Source organism: Pseudomonas sp. GD04058 (genome assembly GCF_029836855.1).
Taxonomy (GTDB): domain Bacteria; phylum Pseudomonadota; class Gammaproteobacteria; order Pseudomonadales; family Pseudomonadaceae; genus Aquipseudomonas; species Aquipseudomonas bharatica.
Genome location: NZ_JAOECN010000006.1, coordinates 116,228 through 132,808, shown reverse-complemented (window position 1 = coordinate 132,808; position 16,581 = coordinate 116,228). Strand labels below are relative to the sequence as shown.

At 63.0% G+C, this 16,581-nt stretch carries 16 protein-coding genes; all 16 read right to left on the bottom strand.

The genetic code is table 11. The features are described 5' to 3' along the window. Window positions 1–7: 7 nt before the first annotated feature. The 16 genes from N7650_RS07685 to pseB all read right to left on the bottom strand — a co-directional run bounded on the left by N7650_RS07685 (window position 8) and on the right by pseB (window position 16,543). On the bottom strand, window positions 8–1,405 hold the full coding sequence (locus tag N7650_RS07685) for a sigma-54 dependent transcriptional regulator (protein WP_279897708.1): 1,398 nt from the start codon (window positions 1,403–1,405) through the stop codon (window positions 8–10). After that, on the bottom strand, window positions 1,402–2,607 hold the full coding sequence (locus tag N7650_RS07680; RefSeq protein ID WP_279897707.1) for an ATP-binding protein: 1,206 nt from the start codon (window positions 2,605–2,607) through the stop codon (window positions 1,402–1,404). The genes N7650_RS07685 and N7650_RS07680 overlap by 4 nt, the downstream gene beginning before the upstream one ends. A 180-nt stretch (window positions 2,608–2,787) precedes the next feature. Further along, window positions 2,788–4,263 (bottom strand): sigma-54 dependent transcriptional regulator, encoded by a 1,476-nt coding sequence (locus tag N7650_RS07675; RefSeq protein WP_279897706.1) that lies wholly within the window; start codon window positions 4,261–4,263, stop codon window positions 2,788–2,790. Window positions 4,264–4,432: 169 nt separating this feature from the next. Further along, window positions 4,433–4,729: a flagellar protein FliT gene (gene fliT / locus N7650_RS07670; RefSeq protein WP_009402880.1), complete on the bottom strand. Its 297-nt coding sequence runs from the start codon at window positions 4,727–4,729 to the stop codon at window positions 4,433–4,435. 23 nt (window positions 4,730–4,752) lie between these two features. Further along, complete coding sequence (gene fliS, locus N7650_RS07665) at window positions 4,753–5,136, bottom strand: flagellar export chaperone FliS (protein ID WP_009402882.1); 384 nt, start codon at window positions 5,134–5,136, stop codon at window positions 4,753–4,755. A 129-nt stretch (window positions 5,137–5,265) separates the two neighbouring features. Continuing rightward, window positions 5,266–6,666 (bottom strand): flagellar filament capping protein FliD, encoded by a 1,401-nt coding sequence (gene fliD / locus N7650_RS07660; RefSeq protein ID WP_009402884.1) that lies wholly within the window; start codon window positions 6,664–6,666, stop codon window positions 5,266–5,268. An 81-nt stretch (window positions 6,667–6,747) separates the two neighbouring features. Next, window positions 6,748–7,116 carry a flagellar protein FlaG gene (locus N7650_RS07655; RefSeq protein ID WP_279897705.1) on the bottom strand — a complete coding sequence of 123 codons (369 nt, stop codon included), beginning with the start codon at window positions 7,114–7,116 and terminating at the stop codon, window positions 6,748–6,750. 67 nt (window positions 7,117–7,183) lie between these two features. After that, complete coding sequence (locus N7650_RS07650; protein ID WP_009402887.1) at window positions 7,184–8,038, bottom strand: flagellin domain-containing protein; 855 nt, start codon at window positions 8,036–8,038, stop codon at window positions 7,184–7,186. 217 nt (window positions 8,039–8,255) lie between these two features. Next, window positions 8,256–8,516 (bottom strand): hypothetical protein, encoded by a 261-nt coding sequence (locus tag N7650_RS07645; RefSeq protein ID WP_037061267.1) that lies wholly within the window; start codon window positions 8,514–8,516, stop codon window positions 8,256–8,258. Then, entirely contained in the window at window positions 8,513–9,802 is a 1,290-nt protein-coding gene (locus N7650_RS07640; RefSeq protein ID WP_009402891.1) for a 6-hydroxymethylpterin diphosphokinase MptE-like protein, read from the bottom strand. The genes N7650_RS07645 and N7650_RS07640 overlap by 4 nt, the downstream gene beginning before the upstream one ends. 55 nt (window positions 9,803–9,857) lie before the next feature. Further along, complete coding sequence (locus tag N7650_RS07635) at window positions 9,858–10,784, bottom strand: ketoacyl-ACP synthase III (RefSeq protein WP_009402893.1); 927 nt, start codon at window positions 10,782–10,784, stop codon at window positions 9,858–9,860. A 391-nt stretch (window positions 10,785–11,175) separates the two neighbouring features. Then, the gene (gene pseI / locus N7650_RS07630; protein WP_279897703.1) at window positions 11,176–12,228 is read right to left on the bottom strand and encodes a pseudaminic acid synthase; all 1,053 of its coding nucleotides are present in this window, start codon (window positions 12,226–12,228) and stop codon (window positions 11,176–11,178) included. Next, window positions 12,215–13,681 (bottom strand): UDP-2,4-diacetamido-2,4,6-trideoxy-beta-L-altropyranose hydrolase, encoded by a 1,467-nt coding sequence (gene pseG, locus N7650_RS07625; protein ID WP_279897702.1) that lies wholly within the window; start codon window positions 13,679–13,681, stop codon window positions 12,215–12,217. Before pseG ends, pseI begins: the two co-directional genes overlap by 14 nt. Beyond that, window positions 13,678–14,394 carry a pseudaminic acid cytidylyltransferase gene (gene pseF / locus N7650_RS07620; RefSeq protein ID WP_009402900.1) on the bottom strand — a complete coding sequence of 239 codons (717 nt, stop codon included), beginning with the start codon at window positions 14,392–14,394 and terminating at the stop codon, window positions 13,678–13,680. Before pseF ends, pseG begins: the two co-directional genes overlap by 4 nt. After that, the gene (gene pseC / locus N7650_RS07615) at window positions 14,391–15,545 is read right to left on the bottom strand and encodes a UDP-4-amino-4,6-dideoxy-N-acetyl-beta-L-altrosamine transaminase (protein WP_279897701.1); all 1,155 of its coding nucleotides are present in this window, start codon (window positions 15,543–15,545) and stop codon (window positions 14,391–14,393) included. The genes pseF and pseC overlap by 4 nt, the downstream gene beginning before the upstream one ends. Further along, entirely contained in the window at window positions 15,542–16,543 is a 1,002-nt protein-coding gene (pseB, locus tag N7650_RS07610) for a UDP-N-acetylglucosamine 4,6-dehydratase (inverting) (protein ID WP_009402904.1), read from the bottom strand. Before pseB ends, pseC begins: the two co-directional genes overlap by 4 nt. Window positions 16,544–16,581: the final 38 nt, after the last annotated feature.

The following is a 16,581-nucleotide window of genomic DNA, read 5'->3' as shown; positions in this document are numbered from 1 at the left end:
ACATCCCTCAAAGCCCCGTGGCATAAAGGCTGGCCTCCACATCGAGGCCTGCATCGCGCATTTGTGCCAGTTTGTAACGCAAGGTCCTCGGACTGATCCCGAGACGCTCGGCAGCCTCCTTGCGACGGCCACGCTCGGCGCGAAGGGTGTCGATGATCATCTGGAACTCATGCCGGCGCAAGTCGTCTCCCAACCCGCCCGCCTCGTCTGCCACGGCAACCGCCTGCGGCGCTGCAGGCCGCGTCGCCTGCGGGGTCGAGGACAAAACCGGGAGTGCACCGGCAAGACAGAAATCCGCCGCTGCGATCACCCCGCCCTGCTGCAGGATCAAGGCGCGCTGGATCGCGTTGTCCAGCTCGCGCACGTTGCCCGGCCAGGCATAGCCTTGCAGGCAGGCCCTGGCTTCCTCGGAGAGCCTAACCGGTGCGTGCTTCATTTTATTGACGTGGCGCAAGAGCAAACGCTCGGCCAATGGCAGAATATCGGCGCTCCGCTCCCTGAGCGGTCGCCAGGCCAGCGGGAACACCGACAGGCGATAGAACAGGTCTTCGCGGAAACGCCCCGCCGCAACTTCGCCCGCCAGGTCACGGTTGGTCGTGGCAACCACACGGATATCCAGGGCAATCGGCTTGCGTCCGCCGACCCGCTCCACTTCCCTTTCCTGCAACACACGCAGCAGCTTGGCCTGCAGGCCCAGGGGCATCTCGGAAATCTCGTCCAGCAACAACGTACCGCCGTCGGCCTGCTCGAACTTGCCTGCCTGCGCCGCAATGGCACCGGTGAACGACCCTTTTTCGTGACCGAACAGCGTCGCCTCGAGCATGTTGTCGGGGATCGCCGCACAGTTGATCGCCACGAAAGGCTGCCCGGCCCGGGGCGACTGCTGGTGAATGTAGCGGGCCAGGACTTCCTTGCCGGTACCCGACTCGCCGGAAATCAATACGGTGGAATCGCTGCGCGCGACCCGCGCGGCCAGCTCCAGCAATTGCGCGCTGGAGGGTTCCAGGGCCACAGGGCCTTCGGCATCGGCGGCGCCGACGGCACCGAGGGCATGACGCGCGACCAGTTCCAGCAGGGCCTTCGGCTCGAAAGGCTTGACCAGGTAATCGGCAGCGCCCTGGCGCATCGCATCCACCGCCCGCTCCACCGCCGCATGGGCAGTCATCAGCAGGACCGGCAACTGTGGCTGGCTGGCGCGCAGGCGCGCGAGCAACTGGTGCCCGTCCATCCCGGGCATGTTCACGTCGCTGACCACCAGGTTGAACGGTTCGGCAGCCGCCATTTCCAGGGCATCCTCGGCGCAACCGGCTGCCCGCCAGGCGAAGCCGCCCAGCTCCAGGGTATCACCCAGGGCCTGGCGCAATGCGCGATCGTCTTCGACCAGCAATACCTTGATCACGCTCATGCCGACACCCCGCACAGACCGTCGATAAGCGGCAGACTGACAATCGCACAGGTTCCCCGGCCCGGACGCGAACGCAGGTGCAACTCGCCCTGGTGCGCCCTGGCAACTGCCTTGACCACCGCAAGGCCCAGGCCGGTACCGGTGGCCTTGGTGGTCAGGAAAGGTTCGCCGAGGCGTCGCAGCAATGCGCCGTCGATGCCGCTGCCGGCATCACTGATGCACAGGCGCAGGGTGGTGTCGCGACGGTACAGGTGAATTTTCAGGCGGGCGCTGCCGGAGCTGGCCTGCAAGGCGTTCTCCAGCAGATTGAGCAGCGCACCGACCAGGGTGTCGCGGTTGCACAGCAGCTCGCCCAGATGACTGTCGCACTGCCAGCGCACGCTGTGCCCCTGGACCTGGGTCTGCGCCGCCTGCTGCAAGGCCTGGAACAAGGCCTTCGGGGTCAGGCGGTCGGTCAGCGGCAGCTCGCCGCGGGCGAACACCAGCATGTCGCGCACCTGGTGCTCCAGTTCATGCAGGCGCTCCTTGAGACTGCCGGCGAAACGCTGGCGGGTTTCCAGGGGCAGGTCCTGCCCGGCCAGATGGCTGGCGTAGAGCATCGCGGCAGAGAGCGGCGTACGGATCTGGTGGGCCAGGGAGGCGACCATGCGGCCAAGGGTGGAAAGGCGCTCGTGGCGGGCCAGGCGGTCTTGCAGATGACGGGTCTCGGTCAGGTCGTTGAGCAGCACCAGCTGGCCGGGCTCGGCATCCAGGGAGCGGGTGGAAATGGACAGCCGGCGGCCGTCGCGCAGGGAGATCTCGTGACCGTCATCCTCGCGAGGCGCGAAGCAGCGGGCGATCACCTGGCGCCACAGCTCGCCGACCAGCGGCGCGCCGAGCAACTCGCAGGCTGCCGGGTTGGCTTCACGCACCAGGCCATGACCATCGATGACGATGACGCCGCCGGGCAGCAGGTCGAGCAGGTTCTGCAGACGGTTGGCCAAGCGCTCCTTTTCCGCCAGCTCGGCCATCCGCTGGGCGCTGACCACTTCAAGCTCGCCCTTGAGTTCGGTGACCCGTGCTTCGAGCAGGTTATAGGACTGGCTGAGCTGGGTGGACATCTGGTCGAACAGGGCAAACGCCTGCTCCAGGCCGACGCGGCCCTGCTGCTCGGCAGCATCCGGACGTTGCGGCTCGGGTGAAGTGATGGCGGCGTGGGGCATCGTGCTCTCTCGCATGGCTTACCGTCATAAAACGGTATGTTGAAAGCGGTATAGCAATAGCCATGCCGGAAACTTTTGCGGCATGCCCGGCGAAAACGACAAGGCCCGCATGGCGGGCCTTCACCGGACAAAAAGAAAGGTTTTAACACAGCGGCCCCCGTTGGCCGCCAGAAGCAGGCGTCAATCCTCCGCCTGCTCGTCCCCATCGCGACGGCTCATGCCGTACTTGCGCATCTTTTCCACCAGGGTGGTGCGGCGAATGCGCAGGCGCTCGGCGGCCCGCGCGACGATGCCGCTGGCATCGTCCAGCGCCTGCTGGATCAGTCCTTGCTCCAGGCTGCCGAGGTAATCCTTCAGGTCCAGGCCTTCCGGCGGCAACATGGCGTTGGTCGGGAAGCTCGGCGCATGGCCGTTGATAACCACGCGCCCCTCCAGGTCGGAGCGCAGGCTGTCCACCAGTTGCTCGTCTTCGTCGTCGACATAGCGGAATTTCTTCGGCAGCTCGGCAACCCCGATCACACCATAGGGATGCATGATCGCCATGCGCTCCACCAGGTTGGCCAGCTCGCGGACATTGCCTGGCCAGCCGTGGCGGCAGAGCGACATGATCGCCGCCGAGTTGAAGCGGATCGATCCGCGCTTTTCATGCTCCATGCGCGAGATCAGTTCGTTCATCAGCAGCGGGATGTCTTCCACCCGTTCGCGCAGCGGGGCCATCTCGATGGGGAACACGTTCAGGCGGTAATACAGATCTTCGCGGAACGAACCCACCTCGATCATGCTTTCGAGATTCTTGTGGGTCGCAGCAATGATCCGTACGTCGATGCTCTGGGTCTTGTTGCTGCCGACCCGCTCGAAGGTGCGCTCCTGCAGCACGCGCAGCAGCTTGACCTGCATCGGCAGCGGCATGTCGCCAATCTCGTCGAGGAACAGGGTGCCGCCGTTGGCGAGCTCGAAGCGTCCGGCGCGACTGGTGATTGCCCCGGTGAAGGCGCCCTTCTCATGGCCGAACAGCTCGCTTTCGAGCAGCTCCGCAGGGATCGCACCGCAGTTGACCGGCACGAACGGCGCTTCTCGGCGCTTGGAGTGGTAGTGCAGGTTGCGCGCCACCACTTCCTTGCCGGTTCCGGACTCACCGAGGATCAGCACGCTGGCGTCGGTGTCGGCGACCTGCTGCATCATTTGCCGCACGTGCTGGATAGCCCGGCTGGTGCCGACCAGGCTGCGGAACAGGTTCGGCTCGCGTTGCCGCCCGCGCTCACGGGCTTGGTCGTACATCTCGCGATAAACCTGGGCGCGATGCAGCGAATCCAGCAACTTGCTGTAGCTCGGCGGCATTTCGAGGTTGGACAGAACACGGCGACGCAGCTCTTCCGGAAGCTCCAGCGAAGAAAATTCACCTAAAAGCAAAACAGGAAGGAACTCATCCCATGCAGCCACTGTCTTAAGCAAGCCCAGAACGCTGGCCGGCGAATTTACAGCGCCAATGAGGACACAGAGGACTTCACGACTGGACGATAACGACTCGACAACCTGCTCCCAGTCATGACTGGAGCACGGCAGATTTTCTTCCCCAAGAAAATTCAACACCACCGCCAGGTCACGGCGGCGAGCACTATCGTCATCGATCAGGAGAATTTTGGTTTCACGCCACATGCAATAGCAACTTCCCTAGTCAACTCGAGGCCCGTCGAAGGGCATGCTCGACATCATTCCGACTGAACGGTCAGTGTTCCGACGTCTGAAATTAAAAAACAGCCACTAGTTAAGTCAAAAAACCTTTAATAGTCAAATTTATGGCGCATTGCTGATTTTCGATCATCAGTCAGCGGTACAGATGGTATACCTTTGTCGCCTGTTGCGCCTGCTTGATCTTTGACATCTCGTCGGCAATTGCCTGACGCTCTTCCGTCGCCACATCGATCAGCTGCCGATACACCCCCAGCAGGTTCTGGAGGTTGTCGCGCAGCGCCTCCTCGTCGACCACTTCCGCGCTCATCACTTCGTCCATGCAGGCACGGCAAGCCTGGTCCAGCTCGCCCACCGCCTCCCAGTCGCGATTGGCCAATGCACCCACCAAGGCTTCCCGGGTTTCCTCGATACGCTTGAGTACGGCACTCATCACGACATCCTCATCGCAACTGGTTATTGTGGGGCGACCGCGTCCCAGCCTTCCTTGACCGTGGTCAACAGATCGGCCACTTCGTCCAGGGCGCCAATGTCATTGTTGATATTGGCATCGCACAGCCGACGGGTCATATACAGGTAGAGGGCATCGAGACGCTCCAGTTCCGGCGTCATGTTGTCGCGATCCAGGCCTTCCCGCAGTCCGCCGACAATACCGATGGCCTTGCCGATGGCGATGCCCTTGCCGGCCAGGTCCTTGCGCTCCAGGGCGCCCCTGGCCTGGGCGATGCGATCCAGACCGCCTTCCATGAGCATTTGCACCAGGCGGTGCGGGCTGGCTTCGGAGGTCTGCGCCTGGGCGCTGATTTTCTGATATTGCCGAAGGGCCAACATCGGATTCATGTTCGTACCTCAACACAATGGCTTGCTGTATGACCGGGTTATCGACCCGGCGTCAAAAAACTTTAGTCACCATGAAAAAAGCCCGACATGCGGAGATAACATTGTCGGGCTTTTGACGCCAGCAAAAAGTCAGGAATTCTTCTGCTGCGCGGCCATGGCACTGAAGATGGACGTGATGTTGTCGCGCTGGGCGTTCAACTGACCCACCAGGGTATCCATGGTGTTGTACTTCTTGGTCAGCGAAGCAGTTAGCGAGGTGATCCGCGCATCCAGGCTCGACTGCTGGGTGGCCAGATTCTTCTTGGTGCTCTCGAGGATCTTCGAACGGTCGGCGAGCAGGCCGTCGGACTGGGTGTAAGGCTCCAACGCCTTGGTCAGGCGGTTGGCGAGCCCTTCATCACCCGAGAACATGCTCTGGATTTCGCCACCAAGCTTCTGGGTATCCAGCGCTGCCGTGAGCTTGGTGCTGTCGAGCTCCAGCAGACCGGTGCTTTGCACGGTGTTGATGCCCAACTGCGACAGCACTTTCAGCGAACCATTGCCGCCGGTACTGGAGACCACCAGCTCGTTGCGCAGGGCCGAGAGCATGCCCCGAGCCAACGAGTCGCCCGCCAGCGCAGGCGCGGTACCCAGGCTGCCGTCGGCATTCTTCGGCGTCTGGCTCAGGCCGTTGATGGTGGTGACCAGCGCGTTGTAGGCATCGACAAAGCTCTGCACCGATTTTTTCAGGCCGTCACTGTTGGTGGCTACGGTGATGGTGGTTTCGGCACCCTTGGCGACCAGTTCGAGGGTCAGGCCGCTGACTGCGTTCTCTACCTTGTTTGACTTGCTGGTCAGCACCATGCCATCGACCGAATACTCGGCATTCTTGGCCAACGCAGTAATGAAGCCAGCGCCCGCCCCCGACATCTGGGTCTCGCCATCGATGACCAGCTCGGGAATACCGGCGACGGAGATGTCCGAGCCCAGGCCGGTGGTGGTGGACGTCAGCACCAGGCGCGAGCCCTGGCCATCATTGATGATGTTGGCACTGATACCCTTGGCGCTCAGGGCACTGTTGATCGCGTCGCGGGTGGACTGCAGGGTCGCGTCGGCACCGATCTCGACCTTGTAGACGGTACCGTTCTGGGTGATTTCCAGGGTGCCCTGGCTGATCGCGTCGCTACTGCTGGCAAAACGCTGGCTGGCTACCTTGGAGGCCGTCGCCAATTCGTTGACCTTCACCGCGTAGCTGCCGCCTACCGCAGTACTGCTCGCCGTCGCCTTGACCAGTTTGTCGTCGGCCGAAGTGGCGGAGTAGCCAATGAACTGCGGTGTCGTGGTGCTGCCGAGCTTGCTCAGGGCGGTGGTGAAGGTGGTCAGCGCGCTCTTGAGACTGCCGATCGCCGAAATCGAGGCCGTGTTGGCCTTGGTCTGCCGGTCGATCTGGTTCTGTTTGGGCGTTTTTTCGGCATCCGCCAGGGCCTTGACGATTGCAGAGGTATCCAGACCACTGCCGAGGCCGAGGGCAGGCAAAATCGGACTTGCCATTACATTCTCCTTTTCCTGGCTTGCGCCAAACGCTTGAACATTACCCGATGACGCGGTTTTGTATCAAATTTCGTACCGCTTTCAGACTTTCTCGTCGAAAAGCAGGCTGTTGACGTCTTGCAGGCTCTTTGCCAGTTCCAGGGCGGTTTCGGACGGAATTTGCCGAATCACTTCGCCACTGTCACGGGCAACGACCTTGACGACAGTCGTTCCGGTGGATTCGTCCACCGAAAATTCCAGGTTGCGCTGCAACGACTGGACGTAATCCTGTAGACCCTTGACTGCTTCCTGCAGGCTGGCATCGGAGTCTTGCTTGTCTTTATCCACTGCCGCGAGTTCCGGCCTGGCATGGACCTTTTCGGACGCACCCTGTTCAGCAGCTTTTTCCTGCTGGGCTGCAGCTGCCGCTGGAGCCGGGTAAGACGCGTTCAACCTGACGCTCATGTCCATCGCCCATCACCTCCAAAGTAAAAAGCGAGGGAATGCTCGCGCACCCCCTCGCTCTTCATCGTAGCTATTACTGAAGCAGTTTCAGTACAGCGGATGGCAGTTGGTTGGCCTGGGCCAGAACTGCGGTGGACGCTTGCTGCAGGGTTTGCTGCTTGGTCAGCTGAGCGGTTTCCGAAGCGAAGTCGGTGTCCTGAACACGGCCCATGGCAGCAGCCGAGTTCTCGTTCATGCTCTGCAGGTTGTTGATGGTGGACTGGAAGCGGTTCTGGATAGCACCCAGCTCGGACTTCTTGTCGTCAACTTTTTGCAGTGCCGCGTCGATGGCAGTGATCGCGCCGTCAACAGCGGTGTGGACTGCGGAGTCCGAAGTACCGGAAATTGCCAGGGCACCAGTACCAACAGCCAGGGCGGTAGCCGCGAAGCTGGAAGTCATCGACACGCTCAGGATCTGGCTGGTGCCAGTCATTGCACCGACCTGGAACTCCATGGTGCCAGCGGAACCGTTCAGCAGTTGCTTGCTGGTACCGAAGGTGGTGGAGGTGGCGATACGGGTGATTTCGTCGGACTTGGCCGCGAACTCTTTGTTCAGCGCCGCACGTTCAGTGGTGCCGTTCGAGTCGTTACGGGCTTGCAGAGCCAGTTCACGCATACGCTGCAGGATGTTGGTGATTTCCGACAGAGCGCCTTCAGCGGTCTGGGTGATCGAGTTGCCGTCGTTGGCGTTCTTGATCGCAACAGTGGTACCGGTGACCATGGTTTGCAGCTTGTTGGCGATCTGCTGGCCAGCAGCGTCGTCCTTGGCGCTGTTGATACGCAGGCCGGACGACAGGCGGGTCATCGAGGTGCTCAGCGCTTCGGAAGCTTTGTTCAGGTTCTTCTGCACGCCCAGCGAAGTGGTGTTGGTGTTAACGGTTAATGCCATGACGAATTCCTCGTTGGATGGATACTGCGGCTTCCGGCCCTGGCATCCGCCGGGTGTGGCCTAGAGAACCTTCGTAATGTTTATCGTCGTCTTGGCGGGTTGCTTTAGGGTTTTTTCAAAAAAAAATGCCATCACACCGCCACCCCTTGAAAATCAGGCACTTGCCCCTGTTCGCAGGCACCCCGGGAGGCAACGTCTATGTGATGGCCATCACACTTCAGCGCGGAGCTGCCTGCTCGATCAGGTTCGGCAGTTCGTACTCGAGGCTGTCGGCCAGGGAGAGCCAGTCCTGGCGTTGCTGCGCTGCCAGCATTTCACTGAAAAGCGCGGCAAACGCTTCCTGGGTAGCCCCTGGCGCCAGCGCGAACAGCGCCGGGGCTGCGGCGAACAGCTCCACCATCGCCACCGCCGCCTCGATATCGCGGCCCAGGCGAAACAGCCCGGCACACTGCCGGGCGCTTTCTTGCATCGTCCTCATTGGCAGAACGCCTCATCGAAGGTGGTACCGGCGATCAGCGCGCCGGCGCGACTGGTGTTGCGGAACGCCACCTCGGGATGACGGGCGATAAAGCGCTCCAGCTCGATCAGGTAGCCGCGAAAATTCAGCTGGGTCCGCACCCGCTGGCCATTGCCGTCCAATACCCAGTGACGGGCCACGGACACTTGCGGGCCCAGCATGCCGTCGTCCCAACCGGTGTGGGTGCGATTTCCGGGGAAGGCAAAGTCGGCGCCGAACAGCGTGATGCGGCGCATGCCCATCTTGACCGCCAGGTCGGCCGCCGGATGGATGACGCTACCCCCCACGAACAAATGGCCCCGGGGAATCGCCTCGCGCACCCGGTCGTACAGGGCACTGCCGGAGTAGGCGGCATAACGGGGACCGCGCCAGCCCGCCACGGTGTCGACATCGAGCATCGGCATGTACACCAGCGAGGTGTTCGCCGAAGCCTCGGGCGGCAGATGATGCAGGCGGATCTTGTGGTCGACGCTGACCACGATATCCGGCTCGATGCCGGCTGCCAGCAGCGGCTTGTAGGCCGTATCGACGGCAATGAACAGCGGGCGCCCGGGATCGGCATGAATACGCTTGAGCGCGGCCAGGTGGCCTTGCAGGGTCGGGCCGGTGGCAATGACGAAGGCCTCCTGCCCTGCCCGGCTGCCGAACAGTTCGGCAACGTCCCGGTCGCTGCGCAATAGCGGCAGGCTTTTTTCCAGCAACTCGACAAGATGAGGGTCAGCGGTATCGAAACTGGTGTTGTTGAACGCCAGGTGGGTTTCGCTCACCAGACGGTCGCGGATCTTCGCGTTGAAGTCGTCGGCCAGCGCCAGCTCCGCCGGCAAGGCGAAGTACGGCAGCGCGATTTCCCCGGCCTCTGCAGCGTAGGCAAGCTCGACCCGTGGATCGGCGAGCCATGGGCTCTGGTCCAGAAGACGCAAGACCAGCGCGAACAGGGCGCCGTTGAGGATGTGCACATGCAGGCGCTGCACGCCAGGACGCTGCAACAGGGCGTTCTGCAGATCGCCCAGGCCGGTACCGTAGAGGTTGAGGTGGGCGCTCTGGGGCAGGCTGTCGGCCTGGAACTGCGCCTCGGCCAGGCGATCATGACGGCTGCTGAGCTGGATGCCGTCGACACTCAGGGTCGAACCCAGGCCCTGGACCAACACTGCATCGATGCCGTCGCAGTCCTCACGCACGATGCGCTCGAACAGCGACGGCCAGCGAGCCTGGATGATTTCGGCGTTACGCTGGAAAAACTCGCTCATGGTGAGCATCCCTTGCCTGCGAAACGCCGAAGATTACCCTGCGCCGGGTTTCAGGTCACGGTCGATGAAGAATCGCCGAGCCCCACGAAAGGCCCACGCCGAAACCGCTCACTGCAACCCGCTTCCAGGTAGTGTCCAGCGCGTGTTTTTCCAGGAGCAGGGGAATGCTCGACGACACGGTATTGCCGGTCTCGACCATGTCCTTGACGAACTTCTCCGGTTTGTCTTCGAAACGCCGCGCCACGGCATCGACGATCGCCGCGCTACCCTGGTGGATGCAGAAGGCGTCGATATCGTCCGCCGCCAACCCGGATTGCTCCAGCAACTCGTGCAGGTGCGCGGGCACCTTGAGCAAGGCGAAGTTGAACACCTGGCGGCCGTTCATGAAGAACACGCCATCGGTGACCTTCAGGTGCGGCGCACCGGAACCGTCAGTGCCGAACGCCGACTTGCCAAGGGCCCAGACCGGATCCTCGCCCATCCAGGTGGCGGTGGCGGCATCACCGAAAAGCATGGTGGTGTTGCGGTCTTCCGGATCGACGATCTTCGAATACGGATCAGCAGTGACCAGCAGGCCGTTCTTCAGCCCGGCGGCTTCCATGAAGCCCTTCAGCGCGTAGATGCCGTAGACATAACCGGAACAGCCCAGGGAAATGTCGAAGGCCGCGACACGGGTCGGCAGGCCGAGTTTGTCCTGGACGATGGCAGCAGTATGCGGCAGGCCTTCGGCGTCGCCGTTCTGGGTGACGACGATCAGGGCGTCGATGGAATCGCGGGACAGGCCCGGGTTGGCGGCGAACAGGGCATTGACCGCCTCGACGCACAGGTCGGAGGTTTCCTGTTCGTCGGATTTGCGAGGCAGGAAGGCCGAGCCGATCTTGCCGAGGATGAACTCCTCATCCTTGCCGAACTTGGCGCCTTGTGCGTAGTTGTCCAGGCCGGCGGCCGGAACGTAGCTCGCAATGCTTTTTATGCCAATCATCATGGCTTCCCAATAAAAAACCGCTGAATATCACCGCTCGCATGATTCGAGGGGCGCCAGAAAACAGGAATTTGCGCCATCCGCTGGACTGGATGGCGATGGCAGCGCCGGTGACACGGCCCGTCGCTGCCGGTAACGATAGAGACACAGATGTCCGTCATGACCAATAGGTCACGGATTTTCACAGACAATGGCACATTTTCCTAGGGTCGCGGCTGGATTACGGTGGTGAAGCCACTATGGCTATCGCTGGCAAGCCAGCTCCCACAGGTTTCTCGGCCAACCGCGGGTTTTGTGTTCGACACGGTTACTGTGGGAGCTGGCTTGCCAGCGATTGCGGTGGTGCGGCCACTATCGTAATCGCGGGTGAACCCCGCAGGGTCAGTGATGCTTATTCGACCAGCGACCAGTCCAGCGCCGTACCGCGCTTGAGCGGTTGCCTGGCCTTGCGTCCGAGCAGGGATTCCAGGTGCTTGGGCGGCAGGCCCAGCCCCGGTCGAATGGCGCGCACATTACTGGTATCGAAAACCTCGCCAACGGCCATGTCGCGCACAACGTACAACGAACGGCGAAAGCGTTTCGATGCTTGCTCGGCCTGGGTCGCGCCATAGCGCACCTGGCCAAGCGACTGCCAGGCGCGCGCGGTTTCCTCGACAAGGCTGGCCAGTTCCGCCGGCTCCAGGGAGAACGCCGCGTCCACCCCACCCTCGGCTCGGCTGAGGGTGAAATGCTTTTCCACCACGCTGGCGCCCAGGGCCACCGCCGCCACCGAAGCGCCTACCCCGAGGGTGTGGTCAGACAGGCCGACCTCGCAGCCGAACAACTCGCGCAGATGAGGAATGGTGCGCACGTTGCTGTTTTCCGGACTGGCCGGATAGGTGCTGGTGCACTTGAGCAAGACCAGGTCGCGACAGCCGGCCTCACGCGCCGTCCGCACGGTTTCATCCAGCTCGGCGAGGCTGGCCATGCCGGTGGAGATGATCATCGGCTTGCCGGTTGCCGCCACCTTGCGGATCAACGGCAGGTCGGTGTTTTCAAAACTGGCGATCTTGTATGCCGGTACGTCGAGGCTTTCGAGAAAGTCCACGGCGCTCTCGTCGAACGGCGTGGAAAAAGCCAGCATGCCCAACTCGCGGGCGCGCCGGAAAATCGGCGCATGCCAATCCCAGGGTGTATAGGCCTGCTGGTACAAGGCATACAGCGTCGAGCCCGCCCACAGGCTGTTGGCATCCTCGATGAAGAACTCGCCGTGGTTCAGGTCGAGGGTCATGGTTTCGGCAGTATAGGTCTGCAACTTCAGGGCATGGGCTCCCGCCCGCGCCGCGGCCTCGACAATCTGCAGGGCACGCTCCAGCGACTGGTTGTGGTTGCCGCTCATCTCGGCGATGACAAAAGGCGCAGCATCGGTACCCACACGCCGCCCCCCCAGATCAAAACTGCTCATGCGAAAAATCCTTGAATAACCGTTCGAAATGGCGTTCCGACCGGGAGTAGCCGGCACCACGAAAAAGCTCTATGGAGGCCTGATTGTCCGCCAGCACCTCAGCCTCGATCACTCGCACCTGCGGCCAATGCTCGGCCAGCGCCCGCTCGCCGGCGGCCAGCAGCGCCCTGCCCCAGCCCAGCCCCAGACGCCCCTCGAACAGGTACAGCGACACTCGCGCCCGCGTTGGTTCCAGGCGGTCATAGCGCAGCATCCCTACGGCGCCATCGCCAGCCTCGCCAATCAGCAACAGGCGCTGATCGTTGTCGAGGGTCGCCCGCAGCCAGCGGCAATGCGCGCCCCACTCCAGCGGTGCCTGCTGGAGCGAGCCACGACGCACCGCCTCGGCATTGCGCCCGTCGAACAACAGCCGTGCATCCTCGAACCTTGCCTGGCGCAGCTGCAAGCCCGGTCCGAGCAAGGCCACTGCGACCCGCTGTGCGCCCAGGCCATCCACCCATTCCCGGCCGCGCGCGGCGAAGTGCTCACGCAGCGGCGCGTTTTCCAACAGCAAGGTGATCGCCTGGCGCAAGGCCTCCACCGATACCTGCGCCGCCATGCCCAGATACAGATGCACACCTGCACGGGCAAGGACTTCGGCATTGGCCGACTGATTGTCGGCGACACTGATGCACAGGCTGGGCAAGCCCATGGCGGCACGCTCCCAGGTGGTTCCGCCACCGGCGCCGATGAACAGCGTGGAAGCGGCCATGCGTCGGGGCAGATCGTCGACGAAAGCGAGCAATTGCCAGTCGGGCCGCTGGACGACCAGGGCGTGCAAGGCCGGCAGATCCGGTGACGATTGCCCGGCGATGCACTGCACCTCGATGCCTTCGATGCTCGTCAGCGCCTGGAGGGTTTTCAGGGTCATGCCGGACTGGTCGAAACCGCCGAAGCTGACCAGTACCCGTCGCGCAACATCGACCGGCGCCCTGCCCTGACGGAATTCCGGGCGCAACAGGGCGTAGCGCGGCCCGGCGAGGATCCGACAGGCGTCAGGTACAAGTGGGCGGTAGATCGCAGCACTGGCGGTAGCATTCTGGTCGAGCAGCAGGTCGCAATCGTGGGTGCGATCCGCCAGGTCGTCGATCACCATTACCTGCCGGGCCCAGCGCCGTGCGGCACGCTCCCAGGCGGCGCCAAGCCCATAGTGGTCGACGATGAGCCAGTCGAACACCCTGTCCGGCGCCAGCAAAGCGGCCAATTCGGCGACCTCGTCTTCAGTATCACCCGGCAAGGCGAACACCTCGTGCCCCTCGCCGCGGATCCGGGCGATTTGATGCCCCGGCAGTTCACGACAGGCAAAGGCCACCGTCGCCCCCAGGGCTGCCAGTTGCTCGGCGAGGGTCAGGCACCGTGCGACATGACCGATGCCGATCATGGCACCGGCATCGGCGCGGATCAGCACCCTCACCCCGGCAGCTCCCCGGCAGCGAGCAGCGCGGCATGGAGAAATTCGGCACGGCGCCAATCTTCCTCGGTATCGATGTCCTGCACCAGATGGCGCGGCAGGATCACCGGCAGGCTGCATTCGGAAAACAGCACATCACCACGCAGCCAGGCTGCGGCACGGCCCCAGTAGAACTGCCCGGCATCCTGGAAGGCAGGCGGCAGGTCCTGCGAGCGGGTTTGCCGGTACTGCGGATACAACGCGGTCAACGCACCGTCCTCGTTCAGGCCAAGGGCACGCTGCACGGGAAAACCGAATCCGCAGACAGAGAAAGCAAAGGAACGCTCAGCATGTGCTTCCAGCAACTCGCGCCCTTCACGCAGATAACGGCTCTGCAACAACGGCGCGGTGGCGTAGATACAGCAGGCCAGCTCGGCGTGATAACCCTGCTCCTGCAGGGTATGCAAGGCATGCACGATCACCGCGGCAGTGCCGGCGTGATCATCAGCCAATTCCGCCGGGCGCATGAACGGTACCTCGGCCCCCAGGGCCCGGGCCACTTCGGCGATTTCGGCGTCGTCGGTGCTGACCATCACTCGCTCGAACAGACCACTGTCGAGGGCGGTTCGGATCGAATGCCGGATGATCGGTTCGCCGCGAAACGGCTTGAGGTTCTTTCGCGCAATACGCTTGCTCCCGCCACGGGCCGGGATGATCGCCACCACGCCACGGGTCATGCCAGCACCCGACGCAGGCTATCGACTACCTGCTCCTGCTGGGCATCGCTCAGGTCCGGGAACAGCGGCAGGCTGATGGCCTGGCGGTAATAGCGCTCGGCCTCGGGGAAATCCCCGTCGGCAAAGCCCAGCTCGCGGTAGTAAGGCTGCAGATGAATCGGGATGTAGTGCAGGTTGACGCCGATCCCCGCAGCGCGCAGCGCCTCGAAGACCTGCCGATGCCGACTCTCCAGGCCCTCGCCCAGACGCACCACGTACAGATGCCAGGCCGACTCGGCGCCGTCCTGCAGCGTCGGCAACTGCAAAGGCAATTCGCCCAGCAGGCGCTGGTAGCGCGCCGACAGCTCGCGACGGCGGGCAAGAAAGTCATCCAGCCGGTTCAACTGGGACAGCCCCAGTGCCGCCTGGATATCGCACATGCGGTAGTTGAAGCCCAACTCGACCTGCTGGTAGTACCAACCGCCATGGCTTGGTTCGCTCATGCGTGCCGGATCACGGGTGATGCCATGGCTGCGCAGGTCACGCAGGCGTTGGGCCAGGCCCGGGTCGTTGCACAGAACCATGCCACCTTCGCCACTGGTGACGATCTTCACCGGATGGAAGCTGAACACCGTCAGGTCGGCATAGCGACCGCTGCCCACCGGCTCACCGGCGTAACGCGCACCCAGGGCATGGGCGGCGTCCTCGATGACCCGAAAGCCATATTCCCGGGCCAGCCGGGCAATCTCGCCCATGTCGCAGCTCTGCCCGGAAAACGCTACCGCCACCACGACCTTGGGCAAGCGCCCCAGTGCGCGCGCGCGTGCCAGCTTGTCAGCCAGGGCGCGGGCGTCGAGGTTCCAGGTCAGCGGATCGATATCGACGAAATCCACCTCGGCGCCGCAATAGCGTGCGCAGTTGGCCGAGGCGACAAAGCTGTTGGGGCTGGTCCAGAGCAGATCGCCAGGGCCGAGCCCGGCAGCCAGGCAGGCCAGGTGCAGACCAGCGGTGGCATTGCACACCGCAACCGCATGACCGGCCTGGCAACGCTCGGCCACGGCCCGTTCGAAGCGCTCGAGGGTCGGCCCCTGGGTCAGCCAGTCGGAGCGCAGCACCTCGACCACCGCATCGATATCCGCCTGATCGACGTTCTGCCGGCCGTAGGGAATCATGCCGGCAACCGCGCGTGAAGCTCGGCGATACCCTGGATGGAGAGGAATTCCGGGTTGGTATCGGAGCGGTATTCGAAGTCTTCCGCCACCCGCCGGCCCTGCTCGCCAACACCATCCACAGCGAAATCGGCATCGACATTGTTGAAGCGGATCGATGGCTCGATGGTGAAGTGGTCGGCGAACTCCAGGGTCATGCGCGCATCATCCAGCGGGATCATCAGCTCGTGCAGCTTCTCGCCGGGACGGATGCCCACCACCTTGTGCGGCAGTTCCGGCGCCATGCCCCGAGCCAGGTCGACGATGCGGATGGAAGGGATCTTCGGCACGAAGACTTCACCACCCTGCATGCGCGCGAAGCTGTCGAGAACGAACTGCACGCCATGGTCGAGGGTGATCCAGAACCGGGTCATGCGTGGATCGGTGATCGGCAGCTCGTTGGCGCCTTCGCCGATCAGCTTGTTGAAGAACGGCACCACCGAGCCCCGCGAGCCAGCCACGTTGCCGTAACGGACCACGGCGAAGCGGGTTTGCTGGCTACCGGCGACATTGTTGGCGGCGACGAACAGCTTGTCCGAAAGCAGCTTGGTCGCACCATACAGGTTGATCGGGCTGGCAGCCTTGTCGGTGGACAGGGCGACGACCTTTTCCACGCCATTCTCGATGGCCGCGGCAATGATGTTCTCCGCGCCATTGACGTTGGTGCGGATGCATTCGCTGGGGTTGTACTCGGCGGCAGGCACCTGCTTCAGAGCGGCAGCATGCACCACATAGTCGATGCCGCGCATGGCCTGGCGCAGGCGCTCGGCATCCCGCACATCGCCGAGGAACCAGCGCATGCAGGGTGCGGTGAAGCTTTGCTGCATCTCGTACTGCTTGAGCTCGTCGCGGGAGAACACCACGACACGGCGCGGCCGGTACTGCGCCAGCAGACGCGTGATGAACGCGCGACCGAAGGAGCCGGTACCGCCGGAGATGAAGATGGACTTGTCGTCGAACATGCCTGGATCCTGGAGCGCAGTGGGTCTGGGTCGGGAAA

Coding starts and splice junctions, on each gene's coding strand:
- N7650_RS07685 (WP_279897708.1), bottom strand. CDS start 1,405: ATGAGCGTGATCAAGGTATTGCTGGTCGAAGACGATCGCGCATTGCGC.
- N7650_RS07680 (WP_279897707.1), bottom strand. CDS start 2,607: ATGCCCCACGCCGCCATCACTTCACCCGAGCCGCAACGTCCGGATGCT.
- N7650_RS07675 (WP_279897706.1), bottom strand. CDS start 4,263: ATGTGGCGTGAAACCAAAATTCTCCTGATCGATGACGATAGTGCTCGC.
- fliT (WP_009402880.1), bottom strand. CDS start 4,729: ATGAGTGCCGTACTCAAGCGTATCGAGGAAACCCGGGAAGCCTTGGTG.
- fliS (WP_009402882.1), bottom strand. CDS start 5,136: ATGAATCCGATGTTGGCCCTTCGGCAATATCAGAAAATCAGCGCCCAG.
- fliD (WP_009402884.1), bottom strand. CDS start 6,666: ATGGCAAGTCCGATTTTGCCTGCCCTCGGCCTCGGCAGTGGTCTGGAT.
- N7650_RS07655 (WP_279897705.1), bottom strand. CDS start 7,116: ATGGACATGAGCGTCAGGTTGAACGCGTCTTACCCGGCTCCAGCGGCA.
- N7650_RS07650 (WP_009402887.1), bottom strand. CDS start 8,038: ATGGCATTAACCGTTAACACCAACACCACTTCGCTGGGCGTGCAGAAG.
- N7650_RS07645 (WP_037061267.1), bottom strand. CDS start 8,516: ATGAGGACGATGCAAGAAAGCGCCCGGCAGTGTGCCGGGCTGTTTCGC.
- N7650_RS07640 (WP_009402891.1), bottom strand. CDS start 9,802: ATGAGCGAGTTTTTCCAGCGTAACGCCGAAATCATCCAGGCTCGCTGG.
- N7650_RS07635 (WP_009402893.1), bottom strand. CDS start 10,784: ATGATTGGCATAAAAAGCATTGCGAGCTACGTTCCGGCCGCCGGCCTG.
- pseI (WP_279897703.1), bottom strand. CDS start 12,228: ATGAGCAGTTTTGATCTGGGGGGGCGGCGTGTGGGTACCGATGCTGCG.
- pseF (WP_009402900.1), bottom strand. CDS start 14,394: ATGACCCGTGGCGTGGTGGCGATCATCCCGGCCCGTGGCGGGAGCAAG.
- pseC (WP_279897701.1), bottom strand. CDS start 15,545: ATGATTCCCTACGGCCGGCAGAACGTCGATCAGGCGGATATCGATGCG.
- pseB (WP_009402904.1), bottom strand. CDS start 16,543: ATGTTCGACGACAAGTCCATCTTCATCTCCGGCGGTACCGGCTCCTTC.